This is a genomic window from Streptomyces sp. ITFR-16 (assembly GCF_031844705.1).
In the GTDB taxonomy this organism is placed as follows: Bacteria; Actinomycetota; Actinomycetes; order Streptomycetales; family Streptomycetaceae; genus Streptomyces.
The window spans coordinates 3,048,768-3,062,704 of sequence record NZ_CP134609.1 but is presented as its reverse complement, the minus strand read 5'-3'; the positions used below and the strand labels follow the sequence as shown (position 1 = coordinate 3,062,704).

Annotated in this window: 13 protein-coding genes, 1 pseudogene and 2 CRISPR repeat arrays; of the genes and pseudogenes, 8 read left to right on the top strand and 6 right to left on the bottom strand. The window is 70.6% G+C overall.

Features of this window, described 5'->3' with window-relative positions:
* Positions 1-199 precede the first annotated feature (199 nt).
* From RLT58_RS13485 to RLT58_RS13460, 6 genes are all read left to right on the top strand, one after another.
* The gene (locus tag RLT58_RS13485; RefSeq protein WP_311310646.1) at positions 200-1,834 is read left to right on the top strand and encodes an ABC transporter ATP-binding protein; all 1,635 of its coding nucleotides are present in this window, start codon (positions 200-202) and stop codon (positions 1,832-1,834) included.
* Positions 1,831-2,946 (top strand): ABC transporter permease, encoded by a 1,116-nt coding sequence (locus RLT58_RS13480; RefSeq protein WP_311310645.1) that lies wholly within the window; start codon positions 1,831-1,833, stop codon positions 2,944-2,946. The genes RLT58_RS13485 and RLT58_RS13480 overlap by 4 nt, the downstream gene beginning before the upstream one ends.
* A complete protein-coding gene (locus RLT58_RS13475; protein WP_311310644.1) occupies positions 2,943-4,232 on the top strand; it encodes an ABC transporter permease in 1,290 nt (429 codons plus the stop codon). The genes RLT58_RS13480 and RLT58_RS13475 overlap by 4 nt, the downstream gene beginning before the upstream one ends.
* Entirely contained in the window at positions 4,229-4,651 is a 423-nt protein-coding gene (locus tag RLT58_RS13470; protein ID WP_311310643.1) for a cytidine deaminase, read from the top strand. Before RLT58_RS13475 ends, RLT58_RS13470 begins: the two co-directional genes overlap by 4 nt.
* 126 nt (positions 4,652-4,777) lie before the next feature.
* Positions 4,778-6,055 (top strand): thymidine phosphorylase, encoded by a 1,278-nt coding sequence (locus tag RLT58_RS13465; RefSeq protein WP_311310642.1) that lies wholly within the window; start codon positions 4,778-4,780, stop codon positions 6,053-6,055.
* Between the two features lie 83 nt (positions 6,056-6,138).
* Complete coding sequence (locus tag RLT58_RS13460) at positions 6,139-6,483, top strand: STAS domain-containing protein (protein ID WP_311310641.1); 345 nt, start codon at positions 6,139-6,141, stop codon at positions 6,481-6,483.
* Positions 6,484-6,502: 19 nt separating this feature from the next.
* Here the strand turns inward: RLT58_RS13460 and RLT58_RS13455 are convergent, their stop codons facing one another.
* From RLT58_RS13455 to RLT58_RS13440, 4 genes are all read right to left on the bottom strand, one after another.
* Entirely contained in the window at positions 6,503-6,838 is a 336-nt protein-coding gene (locus RLT58_RS13455; RefSeq protein WP_311310640.1) for a hypothetical protein, read from the bottom strand.
* Positions 6,835-7,827 carry a sigma-70 family RNA polymerase sigma factor gene (locus RLT58_RS13450; protein ID WP_311310639.1) on the bottom strand — a complete coding sequence of 331 codons (993 nt, stop codon included), beginning with the start codon at positions 7,825-7,827 and terminating at the stop codon, positions 6,835-6,837. The genes RLT58_RS13455 and RLT58_RS13450 overlap by 4 nt, the downstream gene beginning before the upstream one ends.
* 113 nt (positions 7,828-7,940) lie before the next feature.
* Complete coding sequence (locus RLT58_RS13445; RefSeq protein WP_311314506.1) at positions 7,941-8,648, bottom strand: L,D-transpeptidase family protein; 708 nt, start codon at positions 8,646-8,648, stop codon at positions 7,941-7,943.
* Between the two features lie 105 nt (positions 8,649-8,753).
* On the bottom strand, positions 8,754-10,058 hold the full coding sequence (locus RLT58_RS13440; protein ID WP_311310638.1) for an MFS transporter: 1,305 nt from the start codon (positions 10,056-10,058) through the stop codon (positions 8,754-8,756).
* A gap of 63 nt (positions 10,059-10,121) precedes the next feature.
* On the opposite strand from RLT58_RS13440, the gene RLT58_RS13435 reads away from it, so the two are divergent.
* A complete protein-coding gene (locus RLT58_RS13435; protein ID WP_311310637.1) occupies positions 10,122-11,075 on the top strand; it encodes a LysR family transcriptional regulator in 954 nt (317 codons plus the stop codon).
* A gap of 51 nt (positions 11,076-11,126) precedes the next feature.
* Positions 11,127-11,640: a CRISPR direct-repeat array (repeat unit 29 nt; unit sequence GGGACCATCCCCGCACGCGCGGGGAGCAG).
* 146 nt (positions 11,641-11,786) lie between these two features.
* Here RLT58_RS13435 and RLT58_RS13430 read toward each other — a convergent pair.
* Entirely contained in the window at positions 11,787-11,984 is a 198-nt protein-coding gene (locus RLT58_RS13430; protein ID WP_311310636.1) for a DUF397 domain-containing protein, read from the bottom strand.
* Positions 11,981-12,828 (bottom strand): annotated as a pseudogene (locus RLT58_RS13425) (Scr1 family TA system antitoxin-like transcriptional regulator). The gene RLT58_RS13430 and the pseudogene RLT58_RS13425 overlap by 4 nt, the downstream one beginning before the upstream one ends.
* Positions 12,829-13,050: 222 nt before the next feature.
* On the opposite strand from RLT58_RS13425, the gene RLT58_RS13420 reads away from it, so the two are divergent.
* Positions 13,051-13,413 (top strand): ATP-binding protein, encoded by a 363-nt coding sequence (locus RLT58_RS13420; RefSeq protein WP_311310635.1) that lies wholly within the window; start codon positions 13,051-13,053, stop codon positions 13,411-13,413.
* A gap of 56 nt (positions 13,414-13,469) precedes the next feature.
* A CRISPR array of direct repeats spans positions 13,470-13,741; the repeat unit is 28 nt; unit sequence GGACCATCCCCGCACGCGCGGGGAGCAG.
* Positions 13,742-13,937: the final 196 nt, after the last annotated feature.

Below are 13,937 nucleotides of genomic sequence, written 5' to 3'. Positions count from 1 at the left end.
TGTGATCAGGTGGCCAACGATTCGGTGGCGCTACGCGCGTAGCGTCGGCCTCGGCGCGGTACCTTTTTCCGCCCCGCCCGCACAGCCCCGCCTACGCCATCGAGCCCCACCCGCCCCTCCCGTCTCCGTCCTCACCGCCTCCGCCCTCCGCTCCTGCCAAGGAGAGTGCGTCATCAACGCGTCCAGCAGTCCCCATGCCGTGGAGCTCCGCGGCATCACCAAGCGGTTCCCCGGGGTCGTGGCCAACCACGACATCGACATCACCGTGCGCCGCGGCACCGTCCACGCCCTCGTCGGTGAGAACGGCGCCGGCAAGTCCACTCTGATGAAGATCCTGTACGGCATGCAGAAGCCGGACGAGGGCACCATCGCGGTGGACGGCGAACAGGCCACGTTCTCCAACCCGGGCGACGCCATCGACCGCGGCATCGGCATGGTGCACCAGCACTTCATGCTCGCCGACTACCTCACCGTCCTGGAGAACGTCGTACTCGGCTCCGAGAAGCTGTACGGCATCGGCGACCGCGCCCGCGCGAAGATCAAGGAGATCTCCGACGCGTACGGCCTCGGCGTCCGCCCGGACGCCATGGTCGAGGACCTCGGGGTCGCCGACCGCCAGCGCGTGGAGATCCTCAAGGTCCTCTACCGCGGCGCCCGCACCCTGATCCTCGACGAGCCCACCGCCGTCCTCGTGCCCCAGGAGGTCGAGGCGCTCTTCGGCAACCTGCGCGAGCTCAAGGCCGAGGGCCTCACCGTCATCTTCATCTCGCACAAGCTGGGCGAGGTGCTGTCCGTCGCCGACGAGATCACCGTCATCCGGCGCGGCACCACCGTGGGCACCGCCGACCCGCGGAGCACCACCACCAAGCAGCTCGCCGAGCTGATGGTCGGCAGCGAGCTGCCCTCGCCGGAGACGCGCGAGTCGACGGTCACCGACACCCCGATGCTCACCGCCGACGGGCTGCGGCTGACCGCCACCGACCCGGACGGCGCGGTGCGTGCCGTGCTCGACGGCATCACCTTCACCATCCACAAGGGCGAGGTCCTCGGCATCGCGGGCGTCGAGGGCAACGGCCAGTCCGAGCTCGTCGACGCGATCATGGGCATGCGCACCCTCGACACCGGCACCCTCACCCTGGACGCCGCGGACATCTCCCGCACCCCGACGCGCGAGCGCCGCGAGAGCGGCATGGCCGTCATCCCCGAGGACCGCCACCGCCACGGCCTGCTCCTGGAAGCCCCGCTGTGGGAGAACCGCATCCTCGGCCATGTCACCGAACGCCCCAACAGCAAGGGCGCGTTCCTCGACCTCAAGGCGGCCCGCGCCGACACCGAGCGGATCGTGCGCGAGTACGACGTCCGCACGCCCGGCATCGAGGTCACCGCGGCCTCGCTCTCCGGCGGCAACCAGCAGAAGCTGATCGTCGGCCGCGAGATGAGCCACGCGCCCAAGCTCCTGATCGCCGCGCACCCCACCCGGGGCGTGGACGTCGGCGCGCAGGCCCAGATCTGGGACCAGATCCGCGAGGCGCGCCGCGAGGGCCTCGCCGTGCTGCTGATCTCCGCCGACCTGGACGAGCTGATCGGGCTCTCCGACACCCTGCGTGTCATGTACCGCGGCCGCCTGGTCGCGGACGCCGACCCGGCGACCATCACCCCGGAGGAGCTCGGCTCCGCCATGACGGGTGCGGCCAGCGGCCACCTCGAAGCGCCGGAGGAGCCGTCGCAGGAGCCGTCCGACGAGCCCCCGGCCCCGGGGAAGTCACTCGCCCCGGACGACCCGGCGGCCGACCGCACCGACACCGACCCCCGGAACGGGGGAGAGGACCGATGAAGAAGATCGACAAGGAGCGGCTGCTCCTGGGGATCGCGGCCCCCGTACTCGCGATCGTGGTCGCCTTCCTGGTGACGGCACTCGTGCTCGCCGCCACCGGCAAGGAGCCGTTCAACGCCTTCGGCATCATGTTCGACTACGGCCTGAAGTCGGACAGCCAGGTCTACATCCTGAACAAGGCGACGACCTACTACCTCGCGGGTCTCGCGGTGGCCGTCGGCTTCCGGATGAACCTCTTCAACATCGGCGTCGACGGCCAGTACCGCCTCGCGGCCTTCTTCGCCGCCGCGCTCGGCGGCGCCCTGACCCTGCCCGGCGCCCTCCAGATCCCGCTGATCATCCTCACCGCGATGATCGTCGGCGCGATGTGGGCGGGGATCGCCGGTGTCCTCAAGGTCACCCGGGGCGTCAGCGAGGTCGTCTCGACGATCATGCTGAACTCCATCGCCACCGCGATCATCGGCTATCTGCTCCAGCAGAACCGCCTCGGCCACCTCGACGAGGCCGGCACCAAGATCTCCACCAAGCCGCTCCCGGAGTCCTCGCACTTCTTCGAGTTCCCGACCACCCCGACGCCCGTCTGGGGCTTCATCGTGGTCGCGGTCGTCGCCGGCATCGCCTACTGGTTCACGCTCTCGCGCACCCGGTTCGGCTTCGACCTGCGCACGGTCGGCGCCTCCGGCTCCGCGGCCGAGGCCAGCGGTGTCAACGTCAAGAAGATGGTCGTCACCTCGATGCTCATCTCGGGTGCCGTGGCCGGCCTGATCGGCATGCCCACGCTGCTCAACGACAGCTACGAGTTCAGCGGCGACTTCCCGGTCGGCATCGGCTTCACCGGTATCGCCATCGCCCTTCTCGGCCGCAACCACCCCATCGGCATCGCGCTCGGCGCGCTGCTCTGGGGCTTCCTGGAGCGCGGCACCGGAAAGCTGGAGTTCGAGGGGTACGACAAGGAGATCGTCGGCGTGATCCAGGGCGTCATCGTCCTGTGCGTCGTCATCGCCTACGAAGTCGTCCGCCGCTACGGACTCAAGCGCCAGCAGAGCAAGGTCGGCGCGGAACTCGCCGCACAGGCCGCCCGTAACTCCGACCAGCAGGAGGTGTCGGCGTGACCGTCACGGCGACTTCCACCCCGCCCCCCGCGGCCCCCAAGGTCTCAGGCGGCAAGAGCGGCCGTACCCGTCTCTCCTTCCCCGTCATCCTGCTGATCATCGCCGGAGCGCTGCTCGCGCTGTCCGCCGTGCGCGCCATCACCGGCGCGGAGGACGTCACCTCGGCCGGGCAGATCAGCGCGGCCCTCGCGATGGCCGTGCCGATCGGCCTCGCCGGTCTCGGCGGCCTCTGGTCCGAACGCGCCGGCGTGGTCAACATCGGCCTCGAAGGCATGATGATCCTGGGCACCTTCTTCGGTGCCTGGGCCGGCTGGCAGACCAGCCCCTGGCTCGGCGTCCTCGCCGGTGTCATCGGCGGCATGCTCGGCGGACTGCTGCACGCGGTCGCGACCGTCACCTTCGGCGTCGACCACATCATCTCCGGTATCGCCATCAACATCCTGGCGCTCGGCTTCACCACCTACTTCGCCAAGCTCTGGTTCAACACCGGCGAGGCGGCGGCCAAGGGCGGCTCACCGAAGCAGTCCCCGCCGGCCGACGACATCACCTCGGTGACGATCCCCGGCCTCTCCTCCGGACTCCACTCCATCGAGAAGCACCACTGGTTCTTCGTCTCCGACCTCGCCGGTGTCATCGGCGGCCTCGTCACCAACGTCTCGCTGCTGACGATCGTCGCCGTGGTCCTCTTCGTCGCGACGTTCTTCATCCTGTGGAAGACGGCCTTCGGCCTGCGGCTGCGCTCCTGCGGCGAGAACCCGATGGCCGCCGAGTCGCTCGGCGTCAACGTCTACACGTACAAGTACGTCGCGGTGATCGTCTCCGGCGGCCTGGCCGGACTCGGCGGCGCCTTCCTGTCCCTGGTCACCTCGCACATCTACAACGAGGGCCAGACCGGCGGCCGCGGATACATCGGTCTCGCCGCGATGATCTTCGGCAACTGGCGGCCCGGCGGACTCGCCATGGGCGCGGGCCTGTTCGGCTTCGCCGACGCGCTCCAGCTGCGCAACGGCGGCGAGTCCGTCCACGCGCTGCTCCTGCTGCTCTTCGTGGTGCTGGCAGGCATCGCCGTCTGGAAGCTCTACCGCAAGAGCTTCGTGCAGGGCGTCGTCAGCGCGGTCATCGCCGCCGCCGTCCTGGTCTGGTACCTCGCCACGGACACGGTGCCCACGGAGTTCGTGAGCGCCACGCCGTACATCGTCACGCTGCTCGTCCTCTCGCTCTCCGCGCAGCGGCTGCGGATGCCGAAGGCGGACGGTATGCGCTACCGCAAGGGCCAGGGCAAGTGACGCCCACCTCCGGGGCGGGCGCCACCGCCGTGGCCGGGGCCGACTGGGACGCCCTGCGGGCCGCGGCCCGCGAGGCCATGTCCCGGGCGTACGCGCCCTACTCCGGCTACCCGGTCGGCGTCGCCGCCCGGGTCGACGACGGCCGCACGATCGTCGGCTGCAACGTCGAGAACGCCTCGTACGGGATCGGGCTGTGCGCCGAGTGCGGCCTGGTCTCCCAGCTGCACGCCACCGGCGGCGGCCGGCTGACCCACTTCACCTGCGTGGACGGGTCGGGCGAGATCCTGGTGCCGTGCGGCAGGTGCCGCCAGCTGCTGTACGAGTTCGGCGGGCCGGAACTCGTCCTGGAGACCCCGGACGGCTTCCGCACCCTGGACGAGATGCTGCCCCAGGCCTTCGGCCCGTCGCACCTCGGCTAGCAACCCGCCGGGTGGGCCCGCACACGGGCCCACCCGGCGGCTCTTTTTCTCTCTATGCGCGTAGAGTCAACGGGACTCATGCGTACCCATCGCGCACGCACGTACCGGCCGGAAGGACGCCAGACCATGGATGCCATCTCCGTCATCCGCACCAAGCGGGACCGAGGCGAGCTGACCCCCGAGCAGATCGACTGGGTCATCGACGCGTACACCCGCGGCGAGGTCGCCGACGAGCAGATGTCCGCACTGGCCATGGCGATCCTGCTGAACGGCATGAACCGTACGGAGATCGCCCGCTGGACCGCCGCCATGATCGCCTCCGGCGAGCGGATGAACTTCGACGCGCTCTCCCGCCCCACCACCGACAAGCACTCCACCGGCGGCGTCGGCGACAAGATCACCCTGCCGCTCGCCCCGCTGGTCGCCGCCTGCGGCGCCGCCGTACCGCAGCTCAGCGGCCGCGGCCTCGGCCACACCGGCGGCACCCTCGACAAGCTGGAGTCCATCCCCGGCTGGCGCGCCCACCTCAGCAACGCCGAGATGCTGAACGTCCTCGACACCACCGGCGCGGTCATCTGCGCGGCCGGCGACGGCCTGGCCCCCGCAGACAAGAAGCTGTACGCGCTCCGCGACGTCACCGGCACCGTCGAGGCCATCCCGCTGATCGCCAGCTCGATCATGTCCAAGAAGATCGCCGAGGGCACCGGCGCCCTGGTCCTGGACGTCAAGGTCGGCTCCGGCGCCTTCATGAAGACCATCGAGGACGCCCGCGAGCTGGCCTCCACCATGGTCGCGCTGGGCACCGACAGCGGCGTCCGCACGGTCGCCCTGCTCACCGACATGTCCACCCCCCTCGGCCTCACCGCCGGCAACGCCCTGGAGGTCCGCGAGTCCGTCGAGGTCCTGGCCGGCGGCGGCCCCCGGGACGTCATCGACCTCACCCTGGCCCTCGCCCGCGAGATGCTGGACGCGGCGGGCCTCAAGGACGCCGACCCGGAGAAGGCCCTCGCGGACGGCTCCGCGATGGACGTCTGGCGCCGGATGATCTCCGCCCAGGGCGGCGACCCGGACGCCACGCTCCCCGTCGCCCGCGAACAGCACGTCGTGACGGCCCCCGCCTCCGGCGTCCTGACCCGCCTCGACGCGTACGACGTCGGCGTGGCCGCCTGGCGCCTGGGCGCGGGCCGCGCCCGCAAGGAGGACCCGGTCCAGGCCGGCGCGGGCGTCGAACTGCACGCCAAGCCCGGCGACACCGTGACGGCGGGCCAGCCGCTGCTGACCCTGCACACGGACACCCCGGAGAAGTTCGACTACGCCCTGAAGGCCCTGCCGGACGCGTACGACATCGCGGCCCCGGGCACGGCGTTCACGGCGGTGCCGGTGGTGCGGGAACGGATCGCCTGACGCGCAGCCCCCGGCCGGGGCGACGGCACGGCCGGGCGGCGATGAGTTTTCGCCGCCCGGCCGGTCTCCCTGATGTGGATGCCATGACCCCGATCGTTCTGGTCGTCTCCGGACGCGTCACCCGGGCCGCCGTGCCCGGACTCTGCGCGGAGCTGGAGACGCTGTTGCACGCGCCCGGGGAAACCGCCCGTGCCCGGCCGGTGGACTGCGACGTCGGCGGGGTCGAACAACCGGATCTGGCCCTGGTCGAGGCGATAGCCCGACTGGGGCTCGTCGCACGCCGGGCCGGCGGCCCCAGACTCCGGCTGCGCCGCGTACCGCCGGAACTCCGGACCCTGCTGGACCTGGTGGGCCTGGCGGACGTCGTGGGCCTGGACGACGACGGGCCCCCGGCGGCGGAGCGGCCGGCCCCGGCCTCCGGCGGCTGATCCGGGGAACGGCGTCCCGTCAGTTGCTGAACACCACCGTGTCGCAGGTCTCCGCGTAGAGCAGGGCCTTCGCGCCGTCCTCGGCCGCAGCGTCCGGAGCCGTGCCGGCCGGCGGCAGTCCCGTGGCCGAAGGGGCGGGCGGGCGGGTCGGCTCCGCGGCCCGTATCGCCTTCTCGCAGTCGTTCGCGGGGTCCGGCTGCGGCCCCGGCTCCGCCTCCGGGGCCGGCGGAGCTACGGAACCGGGGGCCGGGCCCGGCGTGGCCGCCGGTTCGCCCAGCCACTGCGCGGCTCCCCATCCCGCGACGGCGAAGGCGACCCAGCCCGCCACCAGCCCCCGCACCGCACCACGTCTCACGCGGCACCGGCCTCCAGGTGGTCCGGCAGACCGAACAGCGGGAACCAGCGCGGGGTGTCCAGGAAGCAGTGCATACCCGTGATCGCGCCGTCCCGGATGTCGATGACCTGCACCGCCCACGGCACGAACCCGGGGCCGTCCGGATTCGGCTTGTAGTGGGCGAAGGCCGGGGTGCCGTTCGCGGACGTCGCGATCAGGCGGGAGCCGGCGCAGCTCGCGCCGAAGGACGTCATGAAGCCGGTGATGTCGTCGTGCCCCTGGAGCCAGAGGTCGAACGGCGGCATCGTCATCACAGCGTCCTCATGGAGGAGCGCGGTCAGCGCCGCCATGTCGTACCCCTCGAACGCCGCCACGTACCGCTCCAGGAGCTTGCGCTGCTCCTCGTCGAGCGGGTCGGCCGCGTCGGCGGGGGAGTTCTGCTGCTCGGTCAGTGTGGCCCGCGCGCGCTGGAGGGCGCTGTTGACCGAGGCGACCGTGGTGCCGAGCAGTTCGGCGACCTCGGCCGCCTTCCACGCGAGCACCTCGCGCAGGATGAGCACCGCCCGCTGCTTGGGCGGCAGATGCTGGAGCGCGGCGACGAACGCGAGCCGTACCGACTCGCGCGCCACGGCGGCCTCGGCCGGGTCCGCGACCGAGGGCAGGATGCGCCCGTCGGGCATCGGCTCCAGCCAGGTGTTCTCCGGAAGCGGGTTGAGCGCGGCCTGTGCGAGGGGCGTCGGGCCGGAGAGGTCGACGGGCCGGGCCCGCTTGTTGCCCGCGTTCAGCATGTCGAGGCAGACGTTCGTCGCGATGCGGTACAGCCACGACCGCAGCGACGAACGTCCCTCGAACTTGTCGAAGTTGCGCCAGGCGCGCACCAGCGTGTCCTGGACCGCGTCCTCGGCCTCGAAGGCCGAGCCGAGCATCCGGTAGCAGTAACCGGTCAGCTCGACCCGGTGCCCCTCCAGGCGGCTGTCGATATCGGCCGTCGCCGCCGTCAGATCACTCATCGCGTCGTTCACCCCTGCCGCGCGTCATCGCGCTGTGACACCGCTCACTTCCGTCAACACTTCGGAAGCTACCGCAGGGGACTGACAACGGGGGCGGGAAGAGCGGAAAGCGGTCAGGTCCCCAGCTTGCGCCCGTACACGTACACGTCGTCGCCGTTCTTCAACAGGTTCCAGTATGACTTCGCGTCGGCGGTGCGCATGTTGACGCAGCCGTGCGACCCCGGCGGGTTCCACATCTTCACGCCGACCGCGTGGAAGGCCTGGCCGCCGTCGAAGAACTGCGAGTACGGCATGGACACGTGGTAGATCGACGAGACGTGGTTCTTGTGGCGCCAGTAGATCTTCTTCGCGCCGGTCCGGGTCTCGTACTTGTCCCGTCCGGTCCGCACCGGCACCGGCCCGAACTTCAGCTTCTTGCCGTCCTGGATCCAGCTGATCTGCCGCGTCAGGTCGACGCACGCGATGCGCCCCTTGTTGGTGGGGCACTTCCCGGCCTTGTTCGGGTTCTTCCCGGCCGCCTTCTGGGCGGTCAGCGTCTGCATGGTGCGCCACGTGACGGGCCCGGCGTAGCCGATGGTGGGGGTGACCCCGTAGGTGCTCTGGAACGACCGGATCGCCTTGCAGTCGGCGGCCGACTGCTTGCCGTCGACCTTGAGGTGCAGGTACTTCTCGGCCTGCTTCTGGTACGGCCCCTTGGAGGCCGTGCAGGACGCCGCCTGGGCGGTTGTGCCCGTGCCCAGGACGAAGGCCGGTATCGCGGTCAGGCCGGCGACGGACAGCGCGAGGCCGCGCCGTGCTCGTGCGCCCGATATGTTCCACATGTTCCCTGTGACTCCCATGTACGCCAACTCCCCTTCACGCGCGCAGTGCGGTGATTCCGCCTGCTAGACGCGTGCCGGGGAGTGGTTGGTTGTGCGCCGAATGTCTCAGTTCTGTACGGAGACCACCCGCGCGGGCCGCAGCCGCTCGGCGCGGGCGGCCCTCGTCCCGTACAGCGTGATGGAGACGACACCGAGCACGGCGAGCAGCCCCAGCGAGACCGTGCCCGCCCAGCCGCCGGCGTGGAAGGCGACCGCGCCGAGCGTGCCGCCCGCGCTGGAGCCGAGATAGTACGCCGACTGGTAGAGCGCGGACGCCTGGGCGCGGCCCTTGGTCGCCGTACGGCTGACGGAGGACGAGGCGACCGCGTGCCCGGCGAAGAAGCCGGCCGTGATCAGGACCAGGCCGACGAGTACGGCGGCCAGCTGGTCGGCGAGCGAGAGCAGCAGGCCGGCGGCCGTCGTGGAGACGGCGAGGTACAGCGCACCGCGGCGCCCCAGCCGGGCGACGAGCCTGCCCGCCGCGGCGGAGGAGACCGTACCGACGAGGTAGACGAGGAAGATCGAACCGACGATCCCCTGCGGAAGGTTGAAGGGGGCGTCCACGAGCCGGTAGCCGATCACTGTGTACACGGCGCCGAACACCGTCATGAACAGCGCGCCGATCGCGTACAGCCGGCGCAGCAGCGGGTCGGCGAGGTGTCCGCCGACGGTCTTCGCCAGGGCCTTCGGGTTCAGCGAACCGGGGGTGAAGTGCCGCGCCCGGGGGATCATGAAGTGGAAGACGACGGCGCAGGCCGCGGCCAGCAGCCCGACCGCGCCGAGCGCCGCGCGCCAGCCCCACAGCTGGGCGATCCAGCCGGTGAGGATCCGGCCGCTCATCCCGCCGATGCTGTTGCCGGCGACGAAGAGCCCGATCGCGGCGACCAGCGCCTTCGGCCGTACCTCCTCCGCGAGATACGCCATCGCGGAGGCGGGCAGCCCGGCGAGCGCGGCGCCCTGCACGGCGCGCAGGGCGATCAGCCAGCCGAGCGAGGGTGCGAACGGTACGAAGAGGCCCACGGTCACCGCGACCACCAGCGAGGCGGTCATCATCTGCCGCCGCCCGAACCGCTCGGACAGCGCGCTCATCGGCAGCACGCACAGCGCCAGCGCACCCGTCGCGGCGGACACCGTCCAGCTCGCCTGCCCGGCCGTGGCGCCGAAGGAGGCGGAGACGGCGGGCAGCAGCGCCTGGGTGGAGTAGAGGAGCGCGAACGTCGCGACGCCGGCGGCGAAGAGCGCGAAGCTCATCCGGCGGTAGCCGGGGCGACCGGGCTCGAGCCGGTCGGGGGCGGTGGCGGTGGCGACGGAGGACGACGGGGCAGAGGCGGCCACGGTGAGGGTGGACGCCCCGGTACTGGCGGGAGGCATGCCATGAACGTAGGCGGCCTCCTCTTCATGCGTCCAATGCACAAACCCCCGATAATCAATCCCATGGCGCATCAACGCAGCTCACAGCCTCGGCTGTCACCAAGCAGTTACGAAGAAGACATTCGGGCTGTCCTGGCGCCGCGCCTGGCGTACTTCGAGGCGGTGGCCCGCCACGAGCACGTCACACGCGCGGCGCAGGAGCTCGGCGTCCCCCAGTCCACGCTTTCGCGTGCGATGGTCCGGCTGGAACAGGACCTGGGCGTGGCCCTGTTCGCCCGCAGGGGCCGCACGGTCTCCCTCACCCCCGCCGGCCGCACGTTCCTCGGCTCGGCGGAGCGGGCGCTCGCGGAGGTGGAGAAGGCGGCCGACTCGGTACGGGCGGACGCGGACCCCACCGCGGGCCGGGTGGCCTTCGGCTTCCTCCACACGATGGGCTCGGAAACGGTCCCGTCCCTGATCCGCGCCTTCCGCGCGGACCACCCGAGGGTCCGCTTCCAGCTGGTCCAGAACTACGGCGAGGCCATGATCGAACGCCTCCGCGCCGGCGGCCTCGACCTCTGCCTCACCTCACCGGTCCCGGACGCCCCCGACCTGGTCACCCGCCGCCTGGACGAACAACGCCTGCGCCTGGTCGTCCCCGACGACCACCGCCTGGCCACCCGCCGCCGCATCCGTCTGGCCGAGGCCGCCGACGAAACCTTCGTCACCCTCGAACCCGGCTACGGCCTGCGCCGCATCACGGACGACCTCTGCGCGGAGGCGGGCTTCGTCCCCCGCGTTGCGTTCGAGGGCGAGGAGGCGGAAACGCTGCGCGGCCTGGTGGCAGCGGGCCTGGGCGTGGCCCTGCTCCCACCCCCGGCGGTGGCCCGCCCCGGCGTGGTCGAACTGACGGTAACGGCCCCCCGGGCCGCCCGCGAGATCGGCGTCGCCTGGCTGGACGGCCACCCGGACACACCCCCGGTGGCGGCGTTCAAGACGTTCCTGCTGTCACGGCGGGGGTGTTTGTTGCCGGAGTGAGGGGGTGGGGGTGAGGGGGTGGGGGTGGGTGTTTGCGTTCTGGGGTGCGGGTGGGGTGTCCCCGCATGGGCGGGGAGCGGGAGGACAGCTCCTTCAGCCCCTGCTTCTCCGGGGGCCATCCCCGCGCGCGGGGAGCAGGTCGCCATTGTCTACGTCAAGGACCCCGAGACGGGACCATCCCCGCACGCGCGGGGAGCAGGCAGCTCCTGCACCACCTGGAGGTACGGCGGCGGGACCATCCCCGCACGCGCGGGGAGCAGTTGCAGCGGGCGTACGCCTGGACCGTGGACCGGGGACCATCCCCGCACGCGCGGGGAGCAGTCGGCCGGGTGCGGGCAGCGGCAGGGCGCCGTGGGACCATCCCCGCACGCGCGGGGAGCAGCGGGCCAGCGGCGGGAGCCTCGACAGCGGTTAGGGACCATCCCCGCACGCGCGGGGAGCAGCTCCCCACTGCTCCCGGCCGGGCCCGACGCGTGGGACCATCCCCGCACGCGCGGGGAGCAGGCGGGATCGTGCCCGGTTCCGCCGTACCCACGGGGACCATCCCCGCACGCGCGGGGAGCAGACTGCTTGACCTGCGAGTTCATTGGGTCGGCGTGTGAATTTCTGCCAACTTCGCTGAATCCGTCATAGGCGCCAAAAGCCTCAGATGGTGTTGTTGGCTCTGACGCGCTGATCGCATCGAGGATCTGCCGTTGCCCCACAGTCGACCTAGCAGACCTCGCTGCTTGACGCGTACGCGGTGAAGTCGGCCCAGGCGCTGCCGGAGACGGCCAGAGGAAGAAGCGCGATGTCCTTGGAGTCGCGGATGTGGATGGTCTCCGCATCCGCTGCGACCTCAATGCAGTTGTCGCCGTCGCCGCCGCTGTAGCTGCTCTTGAACCAGTTCAGCTCTGTGGTCGTGCTCATAGCGCTCCTCGCATCCGTTCCAACAAGCTTGCCGTAGCCCGGCAATCCAGGGCCTGGGAACGCAGCTTGCCACAGCGCTGAAGCAGGATGCTTACTTCGCTGGAAGCGGTGATCAAGGCACTCGAACGATGCCCCTCGGTATAGCCGAACCACTGATTGTCCGGGCTCTCCGCCAAGTACATCTGCCCGTCGACGCCGGAGTGATCCTCCTGTACGACCGGCATGACCTGGATCTCGATGTTGTGTGGCGCCCGGCGTTCAGCAAGTGGTCGATGACTTGGCGGGTTACGTCCGGCCCGCCCACCTGCCGCTGCAGAATGCTCTCCTCAATGATTAAGCTGAAGGCGGTGTTTGGGTGTTCGGTCAGGAGCCGCTGACGCTCGACTCTGGCTGACACCTGGCGCGCGATCTGCGCTTCGGTAAGAGGCGGGAGTTGGCGTTCAAACACTGCCTGGATGTACGCCTCCGGCTGTAAGAGCCCCGGAATGCCCCGGCACTCGTACGCGTACAGCGTGATCGCTTCCTCCTCGATCCCCGCCCACTGCAGGAACCAGGACGCCAGGCCCGCCTTCCTGCGTAGGCTCCGGGCCGCTGCCGCGAGCACTTTGCCGGCGACCGGCCCGAGGGCCTCCGTCGCCCGCTCCGGCAGGTTCTCTGGCGGGAATCGCTTGCCCTGCTCGATCTTGGCGACGTTGGCCGACGAGTACCGCACCCGGGGCGCGAACTCCTCCTGTGTGAGGCCGGCCGCCTCGCGCAGGGCCTTCATGACCGCCCCGTAGGTCTTCAGGCTGTCGGACAGCTCGAGCTCACCATTGGTCGTGGTGCTGTCGTGGTCCGCCGTCATCGCCGCCCCGTCTTTCGCGCATCGATCAACCCAGTCAGGATCACGGAGGGTTACTCACCCTGTCCAGAGGGTCAACCCATACAGGAGAATCCGTATGGGTGTTGTTCCTGCTGGTGGAGCCGGTCGAGGCGGAACGCTGGGCGCATGACAGCTCTGCAAGCCCAACCACCCGTGACCGTAAGTGTGTTCGTCCAGTGATGCTCCGCCACCCGCCGCGGGGCGATGCTGGCGCGGCGCCTGGCCGTATGGAAGCTCGATGAGTGGGAAATCCCGTACGGCAGTCCGCTCTCCGACACTGTGGCGCTGATCGTCGCGCAGCTTGCGGCGAACGCGGTTCTCCATGGGCGTGTACCGGGGCGCGATTTCGAGCTGCGGCTCGTGTATCCGTACGAGTCCGGGCTCGTACGGATCGAGGTGTCGGACACGCATGAGGACTGGCCCGATGCTTCACCGGTGCCGCAGCCCGACCCGGACGCCGACGGAGGCCGGGGCCTGCTCATCGTGGAAGCGGTGGCCGCTCGTTGGGGTGTGAGCGACCGGATCGGTCCGGGCAAGACGGTGTGGGCGGAGGCGGGCCGGCCTTGAGGGGCGGCAATGGCGAAGGTGGCACCCGTATCCTCGGACGGCTCTTCCGCGAAATCGGGATATCCCCGCAGGCGTGGGGAGCAGTGGTTGATCGCGCGCTTGGCTCCGAGCCCCGCAGGACCATCCCCGCACGCGCGGGGAGCAGCCCCGCGACCAGCGCCGCCACGCTGCTCTGTCGGGACCATCCCCGCACGCGCGGGGAGCAGGCCATTGTCCGAGATGCGAAGTTCATCGAAGCGGGACCATCCCCGCACGCGCGGGGAGCAGCCGATGGTCCCGCTCCGGCAGGTGCTGGATGAGGGACCATCCCCGCACGCGCGGGGAGCAGACTGTGCGACCTGCGGTCTTAGGGAGCCGGGGTGCTGTCTTCAGTCAATTTCATTGATTGTGGCATAGCGGTCAAAGCCCTCAATCCGGCAATCGGTTTGCAGTATCGCGCAGAAAGTGAGGGGCGAAGTCGGGGATGGAGATGGTTCGAGGCGGCGGACACCGTGCTGCAGGACGGCCGCGTCCGGAAGCCTAGT